This window comes from Streptomyces sp. NBC_00988 (assembly GCF_045162645.1).
GTDB lineage: Bacteria > Actinomycetota > Actinomycetes > Streptomycetales > Streptomycetaceae > Streptomyces.
In genome coordinates this window covers 12,120,208-12,141,912 of sequence record NZ_CP108730.1, presented here as the reverse complement: position 1 = coordinate 12,141,912, position 21,705 = coordinate 12,120,208, and the positions used below count along the sequence as shown (strand labels likewise).

The following is a 21,705-nucleotide window of genomic DNA, read 5'->3' as shown; positions in this document are numbered from 1 at the left end:
TGGGAGCTTGCCGTATCCCGTGGCCACCGCGCGATGCCTTTTGGGGCGGTTATTGCCGCACTCGACCACGTGCCGAGCCTTGCAGTCCTCCGGGTCGAACGTCGGTGGCCGGCCGCCACGGGGATTCTTGCGGTTCCGCACTTGGTCGCCACTGCTTGCCCACGTGCGCGGTCGCCGTCCCTGACTTGCGGTCCCCGGAATCATCGATCACCAGCACCCCGCTTGCGTGTGGCGCGATGGCCGGATCGGCCAGCAGCAGCTCCAGGCGGCGCCCGTTGACCTGGTGGTTGTCCCAGGTCAACTCCGAGAGGAAGAACTGCAGCCGCTGCACCGCCGCATGCTGGGCACCGACCACCGGCTCGCTGCCGGCCAGGCAGGTCAGCGTCTTGTTCCGGTCCCGTGGAAGCAGCAGCCCGGCCAGATACTCGCGAAACCCACGCCGCTGCGCCAGGGTCTCGAAGAGATCATCGAAGCGGGCGGCGTAGGCTTCCAGCGGACCGGGCGCGGGCGGGCATGGCAGCCGCTTCGTCATCTGGGGCTCTACGAAGGCGAGTTGGAACTCTCACTTCCGACGTACTACCGCCCCGATCCGCCGTCAACAAACCACCGCTAGTCACCGCTGCCCAGCACGAACGTCTCTGCCAGGCGGGCAGCAATCACATTCCGTGAGCGTACTGAATTCTTTCGTACGCTACTGAAATCTTCAGAGCCACCCGACATCCGTTTGCGCTGCGCGCGGCAGCGCTGTCGGCCACGATCTGGATCTGCGCCCGCCAGCCTATAGGGGCAGGGGCAGGGGGCGGTGGTTCACCGCCACCGTCAGGCCGTGGGGCGATGAGATCTTCGGGGTCCCAGGCAAGCAGGGCGAGCGAGCGTGCCGCGCCGCGGACGTCTGGCTCGTGGAACTGCCAGCGGTTGGCATGTTTGTAGGCCCGCACTGACTGATGCCCGAAGAACACGAAATCGTGTTCGATGAAACGCTTCCGGCGAAAGTGCTCCGGCGCCACGGGGTGAGAGAACCGCGCATTTCGTCGGCCAGGTACTGCACGGCCAGCTTCTGACTGATCACCTCGCCAGCCTTGCACCCGCCACTGACAACACCCCCAGAAGCACCTGGACCCACCCCCGGACGCGCCGCCACACCCCGGTGCCCGCCCCGGCCACAGGTAGGGACACGGGCGATGACCGCGTTGCCCACAGGATGAGGCGCTGCCGTACGAGCTGGACAGCTTCCGCGCAGCGGACGAGGACGTCTCAAGTGGCCCAAGAAGACCGGCCTGGTCGCGACAACTGTCACCGGCACAACGGGGCGTGATCGACGTTGCCGAACCGGTGCGGGAGCCCAGTGTCACTGGCATGGGGTCGGATGAGCACGTCACTGTCCGGGGTGTATCCACAGGCCGCGGCGCAGGGCGGCGATGAAGGCGGCGCCGTTCGGGGTGCCGATGCCGGTCATGGTGTCGTAGCTCTTGGCGGTCACCTGCTGGGTGTCGGAGCGTTTCTGGGCGTCGAAGACGTCGACGCTCGCGCTGGTGGAGGTGTCGTCGGGCGCGATGTACGCGGCCCGGTTCTGCTGCGGCGTAGACGTGTTGATGGGCAGGGAGTCGTAGAACGCATGGGTGCGGGCCAGGCGGTAGAGCAGCGGGTTGATGAAGCCGTAAGGCGACTTCTGGCCCTGCTGGGCGTCGGCGACGAGGCCCGCGACCAGCGGGGTGGCCAGGCTGGTGCCGGCGCTCGACACGGTGCGGTAGCGCCCTGGGTTCCCGTGGCTGTCCGTGTCGGTGTAGCCGGTCAGCATGCCGGTGTCGGGGTCGGCGTCGGCTGCGATGTCGGGCACGGTCCGGCCGAGCACCGTCTTGTGGGCCACCTTGACCCGTGCCATCGACGCCGGGACGACGCCCTTCTGATATGACGGCTGCCGGTAGACGTCACTGACGCCCCCGCCGCCTCCGCTGACGCCGAGGTCGCTCCACTTGCCGCCATCCAGCGAGCCGAAGTCGTCGGACCAGCCGGTCTCGAACACGCGGTTCTTCGCGGCCCCGATGCCCAGGGTGGTGCCGCCGACCGCCACCGCGTACGGGTCGGAGTCGGTGACGGTCAGGCCCGGGGTGTCGCCGGAGGCGAAGTACATGCCGACCCCCTCGGCTGCGGCCCGCACGTCGATGGCGTGCACGATCCATGGCGACACCACTCCCAGCGGGATCTGCCACGAGTTCGACACAATGGAGGCCAAGGGATGGTGGCCGTCCCCGGTCAGCACGGCCGAAGCCGCGTTCAGGAACGCCTGGTCCTCGTCGCAGCCGTCGCCCACCACCATCACCTGGTTCGCCCCCGGCGCCATCGCGTAGACGGCCTCGGAGTCCATCTCCGCCTCGACGTCGACAGTGGACGACTGCGCCGCACGGTCCGCCACCGCCGAGGACGCTTGGCAGGCCCCGGCCTGGACCTGCCGGAACTGGAAACGCTTCGGCAGCGGAAGGTGGTTGCTGCGGGCGTACGCAGTCAGCGTCCGGAACATCGCCGTCGGCGGCGCACTCTCGGTCAGCGCCACGGTCTGGCCCTTGCCAGTGTCCCGCCACGTCGCCCCGTAGGCGGCGCGGAGCTGCGCGGCGGAGTACCCGCACACTGGCAGCGAGACCCGGGTCAGCCCCTTGTAAGCGGGGTGCAGGGCATGCGTGTGCTGCGCCCAGTAGCGGGAGCACGTCGCCGTCTTGGCCGCCGCGCGGCTCTGAGAGGTCAGCGTCGTGGTGCTCCGTGATGTGGCGGCCGCGCTGCTCAGCCCCGTCACACCCAGCACGAGGGAAGCCAGCGGGGCGGGCACCGACACCTCGCGGTCGTTCGACGTGAACACTGCCGACCGGCCGGCCGGCCCGCTTGCGGCATCCCTGGCCCGGTACCGGCCGATCCGCACCTGGAAGGCCGACTCGACCGCCGACACCGGTCCCCTCGCCGACACGTAGTCGCGGCCGCCGTCGACCTGAACCCCCGTCAGTCCTCTGCCGGTGAGCCACGCCGCCACCGCCCCGGCCTGCGCGGCGGAGGGGCCGAACCTGGCGGTGTAGGCGTCCGGGCTCAGGTAGCGGTGAAAGTCGGGGTTGCCCGGCGTGGCCACCGCGTCCGCGGACGCGGCAGCGCGCGTCACGTCTGGCCTGAGCCACACCTGGACCGTCAGCCGCTGCGACGCGGGCGCGGTTCCCACCCGAGTGGCGGTGCCCACCGCGGCGGGTACCGACCCGGGCACCACGTCGGCCGACGCCGCCCGCGCGGAACCCGATGCCCCCACGTTCCCGCTGACAGCCACCATCGCCGCACAGAGTGCCATCACGGCCCCCGTGCGAAGAATCCCGCTCATTGATGCTTCCGCCCGTCTGCAAGCACAACGGCCCCATAGCCGCCGCCGTCACGCGCGTATGACGCAGTCCGCGAACGCCCGGTTGCGGACTGAACGTAAAGCCGTCCCGTCGGGCGAAGCGCGTGGGCCGTATGCATGCCGACCGCGGACGCCAGGGTCTGCGGACTCGGCGGCGGGAGAAGCTCGGCATGGTGTGGCCCCTGGCCGACGAGCGGTCCAGGAGAACCTGGAGGCTGCTCCCGGGTACTACGAGGAACGCTGGACGCTGTGCGCGCCGCGGACCGCGAGCGTCCTCGACCGGCCGATCGGGCAGTGGCGATCCAACCTCCGCCAGCCCGGCGCACTGGCGGGGCCAGCCGGAGTGGAAGAGCGCGCTCAAGAAGATCGACCCGGACTGGAATCCGGAGTGGCCGACCGACTGACAACGCCACTACGCCGAGCCGCGGTCGCTGGTGCGCGATAAGGACCAGACGGAGGTTCTGCCCGGCGTCACGATCCACGGCCAGGACGTCGGACGATGGCTCAACAAGCAACGCCAGCAAGCTACTTGGACCCGGGCTGCCACGCTATCGGAACGCACTCTCCAATGGCGTGCAGCGCTCCAGGACCTCTGCAACCAATGCAGACACGCGCATGCGACGAAATTTCCAGAGGCACCAACGCCCCTTTCTATAGTGCGGAACAGGATCAGTCGTCCGACCGGGGAGCTCGAATGACCAACAGCCCGACAGCCATCGTGGAAGCGGCGTTTCAGTACTACAGGTCGCAGGACCGCGACGCGGCCTACCCGCTCTACGCCGGCGATTTCACGTTCACGAGTCCGCAGGACGATCACATCGACAAGGCCACCTTCTTCGAGCGGTGTTTTCCGACCGCCGACCGGTTCAAGGAGCAGCAGTTGCTGCACGTCACCCGCGCAGACGAAGAACTCGTCTTCGCCTACTACGAGTACGAGCTCGCGGCGGGCGGCAGGTACCGCAACGTCGAGGCGATCACTGTGCGGGACGGGCTCATCAAGGAGGTGCAGGTCTTCTTCGGCGGCAAGGTATGACGCGACCGATGCCCCATGCGGTCGCAGCCCTGGCTGCGGTGGCCCCATAGGGGGCGTGCCATGGCTACGGCCGAGCCCGGTCTCCAAGACGCCTGCGCCGAACCGCACTTCGACACTTCCGCCCTCATGTGATCGACGTCCAGCGCGACTTCCTCTCCGAAGCCCCGTACGGCGTGCCGGGGCACCACGGAGATCCGGGCACCCCCGCGGAACCGCCTCGCGCAGCCAGGCGAGGAACAGCTGGACCGGATCGGCCGGGGCGCCAGCGGGATCGAAGTCCGCCGGCGGTCCCGTGAACACCTCCAGGCTCCGCAGCCACTCCCGCACGCTCACGGGTTCCCCGCGCCATGTTCGCCTCCACCGTGCCGCCGCTCTCACCGGAAGGCAGGGGCAATCGTGACGCTGGGCGTCCCGCTCACGGGACGGCCACACACCTGGCAGGAGCCGAGACCAAGGGGCTCTTCCCAAGAACGTCGGAAGATTCGCTGACGGCCGGTCAGAGCGACGTGCAAGGGCAGGTCAACGGCACACCAGCCATGCTCCCGCCAGGCGCCTTCTAAGCGCCCGCTCCGTCCTTCGCACCGCACGAGGTTCCGACGCAGCTCGCGTCCACGCATTCCCGATCCGGTGGGCGAGACGTCAATATCGACGTACGGTGATCTACTTGGCATGACAGACCGGGAGTTGCTGAGCCCCGACAGTCCACCGCCGCAGATGTACGCCAGGTCGGTGACGTGGGGGCCACGGAGGCGCCTTGGTAGGCCCGCGCCTCCGTCTGCACGGCCGCGTCGTGACGACGGCAGTGGAGCAGGTCGGTGGGCACGATGACGGGCAGCGAGGACTTGGTCTTTTCGGCGTCGTTTTCGGCCCCCCTCCCCCCTCCCGCACGACGACCCCATCGGCGGCGGACATCTGCCGCCGGGCCCGCTGTACTGGGCCACACCGGGCCCGGGGCGCCCCTGCGCGACCACGTGGCTGTCCCCCGGCCCGCGTGCGGATCATGACCATGTCGTCGCTGCGACCGAGCGCCGACGTCGTCCAGCGGGGTCGCGCCGGGCGCCGGCCAGGACCGCCCCCCTGGTGAATGGCTCGCTGGGGTCGTCGGGTCAGCCGGTGACTGGTTGGACGTAGGCGTCGTCGGCGTAGTAGGTGCCGGGTGTCGGTGTGCGCAGGCGGAGTTGGGTGGCGTTGGGCGGGGCGGTGAAGGTGACGAGGTGCCAGGTGTCGGCGGTGGTCTCGTCGGGGGTGGCGGAGGCGATGACGGTGCCGGCGGAGTTGAGGGCTTCGACGGTGAGGGGGATGGTGGAGTCGGAGCGGACGCGTACGGAGACGCGGCGGGTGGTGGTGCCGCCGATCGTGCGGGTGAGGGCTGAAGTGCCGGTCAGGAGCGCCGAGTTGCCCAGGTCGCCGGACGGGTCGGTCGCCAGGGACGCGGTGCCGGTCACCGTCCAGGACGAGGAGAGGGTGTCGAAGAGGTCGGTGAGGACGGGGGTGGTGACGCCGGTGCCGTTGTAGGCGCCGATGTCGGGGGCGGTGGTGGCGGAGACGGGGTTGCCGTAGTAGTCGAGGCCGCCGTTGTCGCTGATCGGGGTGCCGCCGCCGATGGTGGGGTAGCCGGTGATCAGCTGGTAGCCGGCGGGGTCGCGGACGCCGGGGGCGGCGAGGCCGGGAGCGGTGGTGAGGGAGTTGGTGGCGGTGGAGGGGACGGTGACGTTGTAGAAGGCGTTGTGGTCGATGACGAAAGCGGAGTCGCTGAGCTTCCAACTGACCGTTCCTGAACCGGTCTTGCGGATCAGGTTGTTGGTGAACCGCACGTCGAGTGCCGCCGACGTCGACTCGGTGACGAGAGCGGGGCTGAGGCCGCTGCCGATGGCGATGGTGTTGTTGTAGATGCGGCCGTCGCTGAGTTCGCCGTCGCAGATCTGGAAGCCGCGGGTGCGGTCGTTGACGGAGATGTTGTCGCGGATGGTGAAGTCGGCAGTCGGGGTGTCGTAGGGGCACAGCAGGAAGAACCCGCCCGCGTTGTCGTGCGAGAGGTTGTACTGGAAGACCGTGCCGGAGGTGGAGTGGTCCACGTCGTAGGCCATGCCGTCGGAGGTGGTGTTGCCGCCGGAGGTCTCGTTGTACTGGAAGACGGAGCCGGTGCTGTTGGCCGTCCACATCCCGGCGTTGGGGCTGCCCGAGCGTTCGTTGAAGCCGGTCAGCCGGTTGTGCTGGACGAGCGCGCCGTCGTTGCCCTTGACGACGATGCCGTCGCCGCCGATGTCGGTGAGGATGTTGCCCTGCACGAGCAGCCCGGTGGAGGCGTCCCAGGCCGCGCTGCACAACGTGTTCCAGAACGCGGCGAGTTGGGGGCGCCGGCACCAGTTGGACCAGGTGTAGATGCCCTCACGGTCGACGGAGTGGATGGTGTTGTCGAGGATGTGGGTGTCGGCGAACGCGGTGGGTGTGGTGGTGCCCTGGGCCTCGATGACGATCCCGCCGGTGGCGTTCGCGTATTTGCCGGTGCCGCTGTCGCCGGTGGTGGCGGTGGCCGAGGGCATGATGCCGCGTACGTCGTGGATGTTCAGGCGCTGGAGGGTGATGCCGCTGACCGTGCCCGCGTCGGAGGCGTAGACGTAAACCCCGCGCCGGTAGGCGGTGTTGTCGCCGTCGGCGGTCAACTCCAGCTCTTGGACGGTGGTGTAGGGCGTGTTGTCTAGGAGTACGGCGTTCACGGCGCCGTCCGCGTTGATCGCGGGCAGGTCGCCGGTGCCGTATGCGCCGATGACGACCGGGGCGACCGCAGTGCCGGTGGCATCAGGAGCGAGTTGGCCGGAGCAGGCCGTACCGCGCTTGAAGAGGACCTCGTCGCCGGCCGTCAGGGTCAGCGCGTTGACCGAGGCCAGCGTGTTGAGGGGGGAGGCTGAACTACCGCTGCCCGCTGCGGTGGTGGAGCAGTCGACGTAGTAGGTCGTGGCCGCTGCCTGGGCGGGCGGGGCCGCGGCGAGGGCGGTACCGAGGGCTGTCAGGCAGGCGAGGAGTGCGGTGCTGGCGCGCAGGCGCATGGTGGGGCTCCGTGGAGGACGAGGACGACAACGGGCTGCGTGGGATGGGCCGTTGCCTTACATCGGGTCGTCGTCACAGGGACACCTCCGGGGTGCGGGCGGACAGTCCGCCGTCTACGGGCAGTACGGCACCGGTGACGAACGAGGCGTCGTCTCCGGCGAGGAACGCGACGGCCCGGGCCACCTCGTGGGGCAGTCCGGGGCGGCGCAGCGGGTAGGGCCGGACCCGAGCGGCCAACTCCTCGGGGCTGTCGGCGAGATGGGCGTTGCGCTCGACCAGGATCAGGCCGGGGGCCACGGCGTTGACGCGGATGCCGTGCGGTCCCCATTCGAGTGCGGCGGTACGGGTGAAGGCGACAAGGCCGGCCTTCGCGGCGGAGTACGCGCCGAATCCCTCCGCCGCGAACTGGGCATGCACGGACGCCACGTTGACGATCGCGCCCGGCCGCTCCGCCGCGATCAGCCGAGCGGCGAAGGCACGGCCGAGGCGTACGGCCGCGTGCAGACTGACGTCGAACGTGAGCTGCCAGCCCCACTCGGTTCCGTCGAGGAGAGATGAACGCTCTTCCGCGAAGGCGCAGTTGACGAGTACGGACGCCTCTCGCCCGCCGAGCACACGCTCCGGGGCGTCCGGGTCGGTGAGGTCGCAGACGACCGGCTCGATGCGGTCGCTCGCGGTGTCCCGTACGGACTCCAGGACGTCCACGGCGACGACCTGGTGGCCTCGGTCGGCGAGTTCGGCGGTGATCGCGCGTCCGATGCCGCGGGCGGCACCGGTCACCACAGCGGTGGTCGTCATCGTTTCAGCAGCCCCTTGTTCAGTCCGTCGGCGAGCAGGTTGAAGCCGATCACGAGCCCGGTGACGACGGTGACCGGACCGAGCGCGTACGCCGGATTCTGATCGAGGAAGCTCGCGCCTGAGCGCAGCAACGCGCCGAGCGAAGGGGTGGGCGGGGTGACCCCGATGCCGACGAAGCTCATCGCGCCCTCGACGAACACAGCCGTGGACAGCGACAGCGCGGCCTGCACGATCAGTGCGTCGAGGATGTTGGGGAGGATGTCGCCGACCAGGATGCGCAGTCGTCCGGCGCCCAGGGCGCGGGCGGCGAGCACGTACTCGCGGTCCTTTTCGAGTCGTACGGCGTCGCGGGTGATCCGTCCGAACAGCGGGACGTTGATGCCGGCGACGGTCCAGAACACGGCGGCCGCGCCCGGGCCGAGGATCGCGGCGAGGGTGACGCCGAGGATCAGCGCGGTGAAGGCCAGCATGACATCGAAGGCCCGCTGGAGTACGACGTCCACGAGCGGGTGCAGGGCGCACAGCACCCCGAGGGCGATGCCGGTGAAGGCGCCGAGCGGGACGGCGGTGGCGGCGACGAGCAGGTCGAGCCGGATGCCGTAGAGCGTGCGGGCGAGCAGGTCGCGGCCGAACTCGTCGGTGCCGAGCGGGTGTTGGACGCCGGGGCCGAGCAGCGCGTCGGGGCCCTGAGTGAGCGGCGAGTACGACGTCAGGAGCGGAGCCGCGATGCCGAGCAGCACGAGCAGGACAACCAGGGCCAGACCCCAGCGGGCCGAAGGCGCGCTCAGCGCGCGGGAGTTGGCGGCCAGCCGCACCCGCCCCTCTACCGTCACCACGGCACTCATACACCGCCCCCGATCCGCACCCGCGGATCAAGTCCCGCCTGCACCAGGTCAGTCAGTGTCTGGAGCACCACGAACACCCCGACCGCGAACAGCAGCAGGTCCTGCACCAGCAGGTAGTCGCGGCCGAGGACGGCCTGGAGGAGGAGCTGTCCGATGCCCGGCCAGGCGAAGACGGCTTCCACGACGACGGCTCCGCCCAGGAGTTGGCCGATCTGGATGCCGAGGACGGTGATCACCGGTGGCAGGGCGCCGGGCAGGGTGTGCCGGGTCAGCAGGCGCCGTTCGGTGAGGCCCTTGCCGTGGCCGGTGCGGACGTAGTCCTCCTGGCCCGATTTGCGGAGGGAGGCGGCGAGGAAGCGGGCGAGGACCGCGCCGGTGGGCAGGGCCAGGCACAGGGCGGGCAGCAGAAGGTACTGGACGCCGATCACCGGGTCGGCGAGCAGCGATGCGTGGCCGGAGGCGGGCAGGACGTGGAAGGTGACCGCGAAGAGCAGAACGAGCAGAACGCCGGTGACGTACGGCGGGACGGCGAGCGCCAGGTTCACCGCACCGCCGAGGAGCGCGCGTACGCCCTTGTGGCGGGCGGTGCCCAGTAGGACACCGGCCGCTCCCCCGCCCACCAGCGCCAACAGGAGCGCGGCGGCGGTGAGTTCGAGGGTGTTGCCCAGGCCGTGTCCGATGAGGGTGGTGATGGGTGCGCCCAGGATGAAGGAAGTGCCGAGGTCGCCGGTGAGCAGGCCGGTGAGCCAGGTCCAGTACTGCACGGGCAGTGCGGAGTCCAGGCCGAGGGAGGCCCGGACGTGGGCGACGGTGGCCGCGGAGGCGTCGGGGCCGGCGAGTACGACGGCCGGGTCCCCCGGTGCGAGCCGGAGGATGCCGAAGACCAGCACGGACGCGACCAGGAGCACCAGCAAGGCGGACGGGACACGACGGAGGGCGTAGCGGAACATGACGTCTGTCCCGCCTCAGCCGATCGAGGTCTGGTCGAGGTCGAGGTAGTCGTACATCGTCCAACTCAGGCCCTGGACCTTCTTGGTGATCGTGAAAGTGTGGGAGCTCGCGACGAGGTCGGAGACGAACTGCTCTTCCAGGAGCAGGTCGTTGACCGCGTCGGCGGCCTCCTTGGCTGCGGTGTCCGTGGCGGCCTGCCACAACTGGTCGGCGAGTTCCCGGTACTTGTCGCTGTCGAAGTTGGAAGCGTTCTTGTCCGCGTTGAACGGGAACGCGCCCTTGACGAGGGTCGCCGGGTGGAGCTGTCCGAAGCCGTGACCGTTGATGAACAGGCCCGGCAGCTCGCCGGCTTGGAGCTTGGCGAGGAAGTCGGCGGCCTGGAGCGGCTCCGCCTGCGCCTTCAGGCCGATCTGCGTGAGGTCGTACTGGACGATCTCGGCGATCTTCGCGTTGGTCGCGAGGCCCGCGTTGTAGAGCACCTTGACGGTCTTGCCGCCGGCACCCGCTGCCTTGATGAGGGCCTTGGCCTTGGTCAGGTCGCGGGTGTAGTGCGCGGCCTTCGTCTTGTCGTAAGCCGGTGAACTCGTCGCCCAGGGAAGGGAGGTGACCGTGCCGATGCCGCCGAGGACCTGGCTGAGGACGCGGTCGCGGTCGACGGCCCAGGCGACGGCCTGGCGCACTCGCTTGTCGTCGAGGGGCTGCACCTTGACGTTGGAGGCGATGTAGAAGCCGGAGTCGTGGGCGTCCGAGACTGTCACCTCGAACTGGTCGTCGCTCTTGATCGAGGCCGCGTCGAGCGGGGCGACGTCGACGAGAAGGTGGGTGCCACCGGAGCGCAGGGAGGACACCATCGCAGCGGACTGTCCGACGACCGAGACCTCGACGGCGTCGAGCAGCGGGGCGCCCTTCTTCCAGTAGGAGGTGTTGCGCTTCAACTCGTAACCGGTGCCCGGCGTGTAGCTCGCGACCTCGAACGGGCCGGTGCCGATGATCTTCGTGCCCTTGAGCAGCTCGTCGATCGACTCCTTGTCGACGATCAGGAGGATCTCGAAGAGGTCGAAGAGATTGCTGACCGGGTGCGCGAGGTCGAGGGTGATCGTGTGGGCGTCGACCTCGGTGATCTTCGAGATGGCGAGAGCGACGTGCTTGAGCTGGGACGCGGTGGTGTCCTTCGTCAGGTTCTCCAGGGCGAAGCGCACGTCCGCGGAGGTGAAGGCGCGTCCGCTGTGGAAGGTGACGCCCTTGCGCAGCTTGAGGGTGATCGACTTGCCGTCCGCCGTCTGCGTCCAGGACTCGGCGAGGGACGGCTTCGGGGAGAGGGTCTTGTGGTCGTACTGGGTCAGGGTGTTGAAGACCGTGCGGGCCAGCGAGAAGTTCGGGTTGTTCTGGCCGAAGAGGGTCGCGGGCGCGATGTCGGCACTCTGCGCGATCTTCAGCGTGCCGCCCTTCTGCGCGGCGCCGGACGCCTTCGTGCTCTCGTCGGCGGCACTGCGGCAGCCGGGCACGGCGAGCAGCGCGCCACCGACACCGATCGCGGCGAGGAGGTTGCGGCGGGATATGGCGAGTCTTTCGGGCATGGCGGAACTCCGGTGGGCAGGAAGGGAGATGAGGACTGCGAGAGGCACTGGACGGCATGACGAGCCGTCAGGCATGAGGGTGAGAAGGCGGGTTCAGCGACAACAGGAGGGGCGCGGTTCGAGGCGTCCGCTCCAGACCCGGGTGACGGCCGGGTGCTCGGTGTCGAGTTCGAGGCCGATGCCGGGGGCGTCGGGCAGGGTGAGCCGGCCGCGCTGGATCCGCTCGGCGCCGTGAACCACGTCCGCACGCCAACTCACCTCGCCGTAGGCGTACTCCAGGCGTTCGGCGAGGGCCGGGTCGGTGGGCGCGATGTGCGCGGCGTGCAGGGTGGCGACGGGGCCGGAGGGGTTGTGGAGTGAGATCCGCGCCTTGAACGCCATCTGGTTGACGAGGTCGAGAGCGGCGAGCGGGCCGCCGGCGTGCTTCACGTCCGGCAGCAGGACGTCGAGCAGACCGCGCACGGCATGAATGTCACTCCGGCGTCGCGCGAACTCGCCTCCGGCCAGCGGCAGTTCGGTACGGGCGCGCAACTCGGCGAGTTCGCCGGGACGCTCGATGCCGACGCCGTCCTCCAGCCAGTGCAGGCCGAGATCCTCGAACGGGTCCAGGAGCGGGGTGAGTTCATCGAGGGTGAGGCGCTGATGGGCGTCCACCATGACGTCGACGCCGTCGCCGACGGCCGCGCGGACAGCGTGCACCCGGTCGAGGCCGATGCGCGCGAGGTCGTGCCGACCGGTCGGGTCCGGAGTGTCGAAAGGAGCGAGTTTCACGGCGGTGAAACCGTCGCGTACGGCGGCTTCGGCAGTCGCGGCAACATCACGCGGAGCACGGCCGCCGGGAGCGCGGTTGAGGTTGGCGTACAACTCGATGCTGTCCAGGGTGTCCTGGGGCGAGAGCAGTCGGCGGAGTGGCACGCCCGACCGGCGGGCGGTGCGGTCGAGGCGGGCCTGCTGGACGCCGCCGAGCACGGTCACCGTAGCGAAGTCGTCGCGGGCGTAGAAGTCACCAGGGCCGTCGGAACTCGGCGCGACCGGGTCGAACGGGCCCGCGAACCGCCGGAGTTCACGCACCACGGTGTCGAGGGAACCCGCGTCCGAGCACTCGCCGTAGCCGTACGCACCGTCCTGGTCGCTCACGCGCAGCACCAGCCACTCCGTGCGGGCGCTCACCGCGATCCGGAACAACTCCCAGTCCTCGGCGGGAGGCAGGGCCGGAGCCGACCCCGGCACGACAACCTCGCCGCGTGGCAGCCCCGTCACCACGCCGCCTCCTGCGCTCCGCCGTCCTCGACGAGCGCGAGCGGGTCCAGATAGACCGACTCCAGCAATGGCATCGCCGAGGCGACGACCAGTGTGCCCGCGCCGAAGGTGCTGGTCACGATGCGTTCGTCGGCGCTCCAGCCCCGGTGCACCCGGTCGGTGACGGCCGCGCGCAGGTCGGGCAGATACTCGTCGGCGACGACGATGCCACCCGCGAGGACGACCCGGCTGGGATTGAGCAGATCGACGATCGTGGCCACCGCGCGTCCGGCGAACTCGGCCCGGGTGCGCAGGAGTTGCTGGGCGCGCAAGTCTCCAGAGCCGGTTCCGGCCGGGCGCGCGGTGGCGATCAGCCGCTCCAGCGGAAGCGGCAGATGCGCGTCGCCCGGTGCCAACACCCCCTCCGCGCAGGCTCGTTCGACCAGTACCGCATCGCTCGCGACCGCCGACAGGCACGCGGCACCGCAGCACGCGCACGCCGTGTCCTCGACCCCGCTCACCGGGAGATGCTCGATGCCGCCAGCCGCCGCGCCGGGGCCGCGGTGCACGGTGCGCTCGACGACCACGGCGGCACCAAGGATGTTCCCGAAGAAGATGTACACGAAGTCGTCGACCTCGCGGCCCGCCCCGAACCACAACTCGGCGCGGGCGGCGGCCCGTACGTTCTGGTCGAGCACCACGGGCCCGGGCAGCCGGTCGCCCAGCAGGTCCAGCAAGCGTACGTCGGTCCAGCCCAGCGCACTGTGCTCGACGACCGTGCCCGCGTCGCCGTCGACCCAGCCGCCGAGGCTGATACCGGTGCCCAACAGGCGCCGCCCGCCCAGCCGTTCGGTGAGGAAGCCGCCGGCGCCGGTCACGGCCTGCTCAGCGATCCGGCGCGGGCCGAAGTCGCCGTCGTGGTCGAGGACCCGCTGCGAGAGCACCGTGCCGTCGAGGGCGACCAAGCCGAACGTGGTGCGCAGCAGCCCGATGTGGATCCCGAGGGCAACCGGTCCCCGTGGGTCGATGCGTACGGGGACGCGCGGCCGGCCCTGGGCGGTTTCCAGCGGGGCCTGCTCGCTCAGCAGGCCCGCGTCGACGAGGACGGCGGTCAACTTGGTGACGCTGGGCGCCGACAGTCCCGTACGACGGGCGATGTCGGCGCGCGAGAGCGGGCCGTCGGCGACGACGGCGCGCAACACAGCCGAGGCGTTGCCGCGGCGCATGCCTTCCGCTCTCATGATTCACCCCTTCTCCATGACTTAATTTCAGAAATTAAGTCAGAATGGGGAAGTCGCGCAATGACTTCCGCGAAAGATCTCGGCAGGTGGACAGGGCTCAACTCGGCTTCACCCGTGTCCGGGTGAAGCCCGGGCGGGCGACGGACACGGGGGCGCGACTGGATCACGATCTTGTAGTTGTCATGCACCGGAAAGGAAGTGTGGCCATGCCGCAGACGAACCTGCCCGAAGCCAGTCGTCCTGTAGGCCCGAGCAGACGCGCTGTGGTCGTGACAGCGGCCGCCGCCGGTCTGGCCGGGTCGCTCGCCACGGCCGGCACAGCCCGGGCCGACGACGCCGGCACCGTGGTGCTGCACTCCCCCGAGCTGGACGTGGTGGCCGACACCACGTTCCCGAGGATCGTGTCGTACACCGACCGCGGCACCGGTTCCGTGATCCACGGCCGCGCGGATCCCCTGACCTCCCTGCTGGTCAACGGCCAGACCTACACCCCGCAGGTCGCCGCGACGGTCGGCGCGGACCGGGTGGAGTACGAACTTGCCCTGGCCGAAGGGGTGTTGATCGGCGCGGAGATCACGGTGGAGGGCTGGACGGTCACGTTCAAGGTCACCTCCGTCACGGACACCGAGGCGTTGCGGGTGGGCACGCTGGAGATTCCCGGGCACAACCTCGTCAGCGTGCGCTCCGACCAGGACACCGCGACGGTGATGGCCGCGCGGGTCGGGCTGAACAAGGCCGTCACCGCCGACACGACGATCCGCGTCACCGCGTCCACACCGGCCGACGCGAAACCGCTGGGCTGCGCGTACATCGTCGCGCACACCGCCGAGCTGGGCGTGGCACTGGAGAACAACAGCGTCTACGACACGGTGTCCACCGCCGCCGACACCACCTGGGAGAACGGGCGTTTCCGGCGCCGGGCGCGGCAACTGTCGGACGGCACCGTCGAGTTGGGCATCTCCTGCGGGCAGTGGACCTACCGCGCAGCCGACGCGCCGGACACCGAGCCGCTGCCGTACGCCACCGTGATCCTCACCCGGGACCGCAACGACGACGGGGTGATCGACTGGCAGGACGCGGCGATCGCGCTGCGGGACATCATGGTCGAACCGCCGGGCGCGGACGAGCAGCATCTGCGGGTGGCCTCGCACATCTCCTACAACTTCGCCTCACAGGCCACGAATCCGTTCCTCGCCGCCCTCGACCAGGTCAAACGGATCTCGCTCGCGACCGACGGGCTACGGCAGTTCACGCTCCTGAAGGGCTACCAGGCGGAGGGCCACGACTCCTCGCACCCCGACTACGGCGGCAACTACAACCAGCGCGCCGGCGGCCTCACCGACCTCAACACCCTGCTGCGCGCCGGAAAGAGCTGGCACAGCGACTTCGCCGTCCACGTCAACGCCACCGAGGCGTACCCCGCCGCCCGGCACTTCACCGACACTCTCGCCGACCCGGCCAACCCGCAGTGGGACTGGCTCGACCTGTCCTACCGCATCGACTCCCGCCGCGACCTGACCGCAGGCACCATCGCCGCCCGCTTCGCCCAGCTCCGCGCCGAGACCGACCCGGCCCTCAACACCATCTACCTCGACGTCTTCCGCGAATCCGGCTGGACCTCCGACCGCCTCCAGCGCGAACTCCACGCCCAGGGCTGGATGATCGCCACCGAATGGGGTCACGGCCTGGAGCGCTCCGCCCTGTGGTCGCACTGGGCCAACGAGACCGACTACGGCGCCGACACCTCCCGCGGCATCAACTCCCAGCTCATCCGCTTCCTGCGCCACCACCAGAAAGACGTCTTCGCCGACAAGTGGCCCCTGCTGCCCACCGCCCGCCTCGTCGCCTACGAGGGCTGGCGCGGCAAGGTCGACTGGAACGCCTTCTACGCCAACATCTGGACCCAGAACCTCCCGGCGAAATACCTCCAGGCGTACCCGATCAGGCGCTGGGACGAGCATCAGGTCAGTTTCTTCGGCCCGCACGCCACCACGGTCGACGACACCACCGGCAGCCGCCGCATCACCACCGACCAACGCCTCGTCTACGACAACGGCACCTACCTGCTGCCCTGGGAACCACGCAACGCCGCGAACCCCGACCGCCTCTACCACTACAACCCCGCAGGCGGCACGACGACTTGGCGCCTCCCGCGCAAGTGGCCGACCACCGGCAGGATCTGGGCCTACCCGCTCTCCGACACCGGCCGCGGCCCCGCCGTCGAACTCCCCGTCACCGACGGCTCGGTGACCATCACCGCGGATCCCGCCCAGCCCTACGTCGTCCACCGCACCCCGGCACCCGCCCAGCCCGACCCCGCCTTCGGCGAAGGCACCCCCCTCCACGACCCCGGCTTCCTCTCCGGCCGCCTGGAGCACTGGCAGGTCATCGGCCCCGCCTCCGTCGTACGCAACGCCCTCGGCGACCGGGAGTTGGTCATCGTAGGGGGCGACGCGGCCGCACTGACCACCCGGCTGCGCCGGCTGCCGCCCGGTCCGTACGCGGCCTCCGTACAGGTCGAGATCGGCGCGAGCGCGGGTGAACTGCGGCGGGCAGCACTGGAGTTGGCCACCACCGACGGCATCACCGCCGTGAACTGGACCGACACCTCCACCGCCGTCAACTACGTCAACGCCGACAGCAAACACGGCACCCGCGCCCAGCGCATGTTCACCTACTTCACCGTCCCGGCGGGCGGCGGTCCGGTCAGCCTCACCCTGCGCGCGGCGGCCGGTGACGCCCGGATCGTCTTCGACAACCTGCGCGTCGTCGCGGCACCGCGCCCGCAGGCCGCCGGGACTCTGGTCTTCGAGGACTTCGAGCATGTCCCGCAGGGCTGGGGCCCGTTCGTCGAAGGCCCCGGCACCGGAACCGCCAACGACCCGCGCACCCACGTGGCCCGCCGCCACACCACCTACACCCAACGCGGCTGGAACGGCAAAGCGATCGACGACGTCATCGACGGCGAGTGGTCCCTGAAGTCCCGCGGCGAACGCCTCGGCACCGTCTACCGCACCCTCCCCCACACCGTCCGCTTCGCACCCGGCCACCGCTACCGGGTCACCTTCCGCTACGAGAACGACTCCGCCGGCCAGTACGCCTGGACCACCGCCGTCGACACCCCCACCACCCGGCAACTCACCAGCACTCCCCTGCCCGCCGCCACCCAACCCACCGTATTCACCTACGAGTTCACCGCACCCGACACCGGCGAGACCTGGGTCGGCCTCACCAAGACCGGCACCAACTCCACCGCCGAATTCACCCTCGACGCCTTCACCGTCACCGCCCTGGACAACGACGACTGAGCCAGCCGACGGCAACTTGTCCGGTTACGCGGCTGCCGTCCAGCTCCGGACAAGCTGCCCGCCGTTGGGGTGAAGCACGGCGGGCGGACGCGTGCCGGGCACCCGTCATCGACCGTCCGTCGCGCAGGATCCGGGCATGCTGCCCGGATTCCTGACGAGGGCGGTCGGGCTGCTGCTCGGCCGGGAAGGCCGCTCGCTGCACGTGAAAGCCGCAGGCGGCGCGAGTGCCGTCCTCGTGTCGGTGATGGCCGCCGGCTCCTACGCGGTCGTGGCCGCCGAACACGGCGCGCACGGCGCCCACATCACCACCTACCCAAGGGCGTTGTGGTGATCGATCGAGACCGCGACGACCGTCGGATACGGCGACTTCTACCCGGTGACCCTGTGGGGCCGGGTCATCGGCTCCGTGGTGATGGTCGTCGGAATCACCGCATACGGCATGGTCACCGCGGCCTTCGCGACCTGGTTCGTCAGCCGCGACCAGAAACGCCACCACCACCTCGTCCAGGACGCGGAACGCGCCGCGCACGCACTGCGCGAGGAGAGCGCCCACGCCCTGCACGAACGCTTCGACCGCATCGAACGCCTGCTCGACGACAGGAGTCTCAATGACCAAGTCAAGCTGCTTGCGCGACCGGCAGCTCGGGGGTGAAGAGCCGGTTGTCGCGCAGGAGAGCCCACAACACGCTCGCCCGTCGGCGCGCCAGGGCGATCACAGCCTGGACGTGCTTGCAGCCCTCGCCGCGCTTCTTGAGGTAGAAGTCGCGGTTCGGTCCTTCGCGGATGATGCTGGTCTGCGCGGACAGGTAGAACACCCGGCGCAGACGGCGGCTGTAGCGCTTGGGCCGGTGCAGGTTGCCGGTGCGGCGGCCGGAGTCGCGCGGGACGGGCACCAGCCCGGCTGCCGAGGCCAGGTGGCCGGCGTCCGTGTAGGCGGTCAGGTCGCCGGCGGCCACGACGAACTCGGCCCCGAGGATCGGGCCCATGCCGGGCAGGGATTCGATGATCTCCGCCTGCGGATGGCTGCGGAACGTCTCGCGGATCTGCTGGTCGATCCGCTTCAGTCGGTCGTCCAAGGCCAGGATCTGCTCAGCCAGGTCGGCGACGATCTGAGCGGCGACGTCTTCTCCGGGCAGCGCCGTCTGCTGGGCCTGCGCGGCCTCCAGAGCGGTCGCAGCGACCGCGTCGGAGCCCCGAACGCTGCGGTTGGCCAGCCACGCCGTCAGCCGGGCCCGGCCGCGGCGGCGGATCGCGGCCGGGGTCTGGTAGCCCGTCAGCAGTACCAGAGCGCCCTTTTGCGAGCTGTAGTCGAAGGCCCGCTCCAGCGCGGGGAAGACACCGGTCAGCACGTCGCGCAACCGGTTGATCATCCTCACCCGGTCGGCCACAAGGTCCGTGCGGTGGGCGGTCAGCAGCGCGAGGTCGGCGGCCAGCTGGGCGGGCACGTCGATCGTGCTGAAGTCCCGCCGCTGCCTGGACGTTTCGGCGATGACATAAGCGTCGCGGGCGTCCGTCTTCGCCTCACCCCGGTAGGCCCCCGACATGCGGTTGACCGTGCGCCCGGGCACGTAGACGGCCCTCTGGCCGTGAGCCGCGAGCAGAGCCAGCAACAGCGCGGAGGCCGTGCCGGAGATGTCCACCGCCCAGGACACCTCGTCCGCCAGGTCCAGGATCTCGCCGAGCGCGGCCAGGATCGCCGACTCGTCGTTGTCGATCTTCTTCGACCACAGGGTCGACCCGGCCTCGTCGACCACCGCCGCCCAGTGATGGCCTTTGCCCGCGTCGACACCGACCCAGACCCGAGCCCATCGCTCGTCCACTTGTCCCTCCTCGTTCCGCACAGCATGCCGTCGGCCCGAGGAACACCCCGCTGTCATCTCCGTAATCAGCGACCGCACACGGCGCGCACATCTCAATCAGCAGCCAGGGCGCCCCGGAGAACCGGACGGCCACTCCTGGCAAGCCACTGAAGGCAAGACCCCATAAGCCACATCCGGCCCTCCCGGGCCACCCAACAACTTACGGAAGACCCCATGACCGACACCACCAGAATGGTCCGCAGCCTGGTGCCGGCCCGCATCGACCGCCTTTCCTGGTCCCCCTTCCACACCCGCATGGTCATCGCGCTGGGCATCGCCTGGGTCCTGGACGGCCTGGAGATCACCGTCGCGAGCGCGGTCGGGCCGATCCTCCAGCGCGCCGACACCCTCCACCTCGACTCCTACCAGGTCGGCCTGACCGCCACCGTCTACCTGATCGGACAGGTCACCGGCTCCCTCGTCTTCGGCGACCTCTCCGACCGCCTCGGCCGCCGCAAACTGTTCCTCGTCACCCTCGGCCTCTACCTCGCGGCCTCCGGACTCACCGCACTGTCCTGGGACTTCTGGATCCTGCTCGTCCTACGCTTCGTGGCAGGGCTCGGCATCGGCGGCGAGTACGCGGCCATCAACTCCGCCATCGACGAGATGATCCCCGCCCGCTACCGGGGCCGCACCGACCTTGCCGTCAACGGCACCTACTGGCTCGGCTCGATCATCGGCACCCTGGGCACCTACGTCCTGCTCGACCCCGACCTCCTCGCCTCCGACGTCGGCTGGCGCCTCGGCTTCCTCATCGGCCCGCTCATCGCGCTCGCCGTGTGGCCACTGCGCCGCCGCATCCCAGAATCGCCGCGCTGGCTCCTGCTGCACGGCAGGGACAAGGAGGCGGAGGACGCGGTCGCCGAAATGGAGGACGGCGCACGGGCACTGCCCCCCGTCGACCCGGCCCGCGCGATCGAGATCCGCGCCCAGGCCAGAACCCCGCTGACCACCGTGGCCCGCACCCTCTTTCGCGACTACCCCACCCGCTCCCTGCTCGGCGCCACCCTCATGATCAGCCAGTCCTTCCTCTACAACGCGATCTTCTTCACCTACGCCCTCGTCCTCACCCACTTCTACGACGTCCCCGACCACCAGACCCCCAAGTACCTGTTCGCCTTCGCCGTAGGCAACCTGCTGGGCCCACTCCTCCTGGGCCGCTTCTTCGACACCATCGGCCGCAAACCCATGATCAGCGGCACGTACCTGGTCTCCGGCGTCCTGCTGGCGGTCAGCGGCTTCCTCTTCGACGCCGGCGTACTGACCGCCACCACCCAGACCGTGCTGTGGGTCATCGTCTTCTTCATCGCCTCGGCGGCGGCGAGTTCGGCATATCTGACGGTCAGCGAGATCTTCCCCCTGGGGGTACGCGCCCGCGCGATCTCCCTGTTCTTCGCCATCGGCCAGCTCGTCGGCGCCGCCGGCCCCACCGTCTTTGCCGCCCTCATCGGCGACCAGGCCCACCCCGACCCCACCCGGCTCCTCTACGGCTATCTCTTCGCCGCCGCCATCATGATCACCGCCGGACTGCTGGAGGCGTTCATCGGCGTCAAGGCCGAAGGCACCCCGCTGGAGGAAGTCGCCGCCCCGCTCAGCCGCGTACCAGGAGGCACCCGTACTTGACACGGACACCGGGCGCGGTTGGAAGCGACGGCTGCTGAACGAGCGGGAACGCCCGCGCCGGGTGCGCAAGCCGCCGTACGCCTGGCAGCCGGCCGTGATGACGGTCTGCTTCGCCGCCTTCATGAGCCAGCTCGACGCCAGCATCGTCACCCTCACCTACCCCAGCCTGGAACGGGAGTTCGACGCACCGCTGGCCACCGTGCAGTGGGTGTCCCTCGACTACCTGCTGGTGCTGACCGCGGTGATGGTCACCGTCGGCCACCACTCCGACCTCCTGGGCAGCAAGCACGTCTACCTCTACGGCTTCGGCATCTTCACCCTCGCCGCCCCGCGCGACCGGCTCCGCGGCGCCCTCGGAGTGCAGGCCGCAGGACAGGCACTCGGCCTGGCCCTGGGACCGCCCCTCGGCGTCATCGCGATCATCCTCGGCCGCTACCTCCTGCCCCGCACCACCGAACGGGCCACCGACACCCGCTTCGACCTCCCCGGCACCGCGTGGCTGACCACCGCCGTCACCCTCCTGCTGGGCGGCGTCTCGGTGTTCTCCGGACTCCCCGCACCGGGCTGGGCGGGCGCGACGCTGATCGTCCTCGCCGCCCAACAACGAGACGGTCATGAGCGCCGTCCCCCATCAACTGGCCGGCACCGGCGGCGGAATGATCAACATGACCCGCGCCCTGGGCAGCGGACCGGCACCATCCCGACACGACGCCTAGCAGGGAGTGAAGACGGAACGGGGTGGTGTCACGCGTTCACGAGGTGAGGGGCGCGGCGGGCAGGCGGTGTGCCTGCCCGCCGCTGTGGCGCCGGAGG

General features: G+C 69.9%; 14 protein-coding genes and 1 pseudogene. 5 read left to right on the top strand and 10 right to left on the bottom strand.

Features of this window, described 5'->3' with window-relative positions; genetic code table 11:
- Positions 1–49 precede the first annotated feature (49 nt).
- A complete protein-coding gene (locus tag OG496_RS54520; protein ID WP_405976401.1) occupies positions 50–532 on the bottom strand; it encodes a transposase in 483 nt (160 codons plus the stop codon).
- 843 nt (positions 533–1,375) lie between these two features.
- Positions 1,376–3,352: a protease pro-enzyme activation domain-containing protein gene (locus OG496_RS54515; RefSeq protein WP_405976400.1), complete on the bottom strand. Its 1,977-nt coding sequence runs from the start codon at positions 3,350–3,352 to the stop codon at positions 1,376–1,378.
- 712 nt (positions 3,353–4,064) lie between these two features.
- Here OG496_RS54515 and OG496_RS54510 point away from each other — a divergent pair.
- Positions 4,065–4,403 carry a nuclear transport factor 2 family protein gene (locus tag OG496_RS54510; protein ID WP_405976399.1) on the top strand — a complete coding sequence of 113 codons (339 nt, stop codon included), beginning with the start codon at positions 4,065–4,067 and terminating at the stop codon, positions 4,401–4,403.
- Positions 4,404–5,509: 1,106 nt separating this feature from the next.
- Here the strand turns inward: OG496_RS54510 and OG496_RS54505 are convergent.
- The 7 genes from OG496_RS54505 to OG496_RS54475 form a co-directional block, all read right to left on the bottom strand.
- On the bottom strand, positions 5,510–7,450 hold the full coding sequence (locus OG496_RS54505; RefSeq protein ID WP_405976398.1) for a right-handed parallel beta-helix repeat-containing protein: 1,941 nt from the start codon (positions 7,448–7,450) through the stop codon (positions 5,510–5,512).
- A 73-nt stretch (positions 7,451–7,523) separates the two neighbouring features.
- Positions 7,524–8,249: an SDR family NAD(P)-dependent oxidoreductase gene (locus tag OG496_RS54500; RefSeq protein WP_405976397.1), complete on the bottom strand. Its 726-nt coding sequence runs from the start codon at positions 8,247–8,249 to the stop codon at positions 7,524–7,526.
- The gene (locus OG496_RS54495) at positions 8,246–9,094 is read right to left on the bottom strand and encodes an ABC transporter permease (RefSeq protein WP_405976396.1); all 849 of its coding nucleotides are present in this window, start codon (positions 9,092–9,094) and stop codon (positions 8,246–8,248) included. The genes OG496_RS54500 and OG496_RS54495 overlap by 4 nt, the downstream gene beginning before the upstream one ends.
- Complete coding sequence (locus OG496_RS54490) at positions 9,091–10,044, bottom strand: ABC transporter permease (protein ID WP_405976395.1); 954 nt, start codon at positions 10,042–10,044, stop codon at positions 9,091–9,093. Before OG496_RS54490 ends, OG496_RS54495 begins: the two co-directional genes overlap by 4 nt.
- A 15-nt stretch (positions 10,045–10,059) precedes the next feature.
- Entirely contained in the window at positions 10,060–11,622 is a 1,563-nt protein-coding gene (locus OG496_RS54485; RefSeq protein ID WP_405976394.1) for an ABC transporter substrate-binding protein, read from the bottom strand.
- Positions 11,623–11,715: 93 nt separating this feature from the next.
- Positions 11,716–12,882, bottom strand: coding sequence for a mandelate racemase/muconate lactonizing enzyme family protein (locus tag OG496_RS54480; protein WP_405976393.1), 1,167 nt, complete (start codon positions 12,880–12,882; stop codon positions 11,716–11,718).
- Positions 12,879–14,102, bottom strand: coding sequence for an ROK family protein (locus OG496_RS54475; protein WP_405976392.1), 1,224 nt, complete (start codon positions 14,100–14,102; stop codon positions 12,879–12,881). Before OG496_RS54475 ends, OG496_RS54480 begins: the two co-directional genes overlap by 4 nt.
- Positions 14,103–14,308: 206 nt before the next feature.
- Between OG496_RS54475 and OG496_RS54470 the strand changes: the two genes are divergently transcribed.
- Complete coding sequence (locus tag OG496_RS54470) at positions 14,309–17,410, top strand: endo-alpha-N-acetylgalactosaminidase family protein (RefSeq protein WP_405976391.1); 3,102 nt, start codon at positions 14,309–14,311, stop codon at positions 17,408–17,410.
- A gap of 136 nt (positions 17,411–17,546) precedes the next feature.
- Positions 17,547–18,062, top strand: a pseudogene (locus OG496_RS54465) (potassium channel family protein).
- Here OG496_RS54465 and OG496_RS54460 read toward each other — a convergent pair.
- Positions 18,028–19,230, bottom strand: coding sequence for an IS110 family transposase (locus OG496_RS54460; protein WP_405976390.1), 1,203 nt, complete (start codon positions 19,228–19,230; stop codon positions 18,028–18,030). The pseudogene OG496_RS54465 and the gene OG496_RS54460 overlap by 35 nt on opposite strands.
- 213 nt (positions 19,231–19,443) lie before the next feature.
- On the opposite strand from OG496_RS54460, the gene OG496_RS54455 reads away from it, so the two are divergent.
- Positions 19,444–20,892: an MFS transporter gene (locus tag OG496_RS54455; RefSeq protein ID WP_405976389.1), complete on the top strand. Its 1,449-nt coding sequence runs from the start codon at positions 19,444–19,446 to the stop codon at positions 20,890–20,892.
- A gap of 61 nt (positions 20,893–20,953) precedes the next feature.
- Positions 20,954–21,655: a hypothetical protein gene (locus OG496_RS54450; protein ID WP_405976388.1), complete on the top strand. Its 702-nt coding sequence runs from the start codon at positions 20,954–20,956 to the stop codon at positions 21,653–21,655.
- Positions 21,656–21,705: the final 50 nt, after the last annotated feature.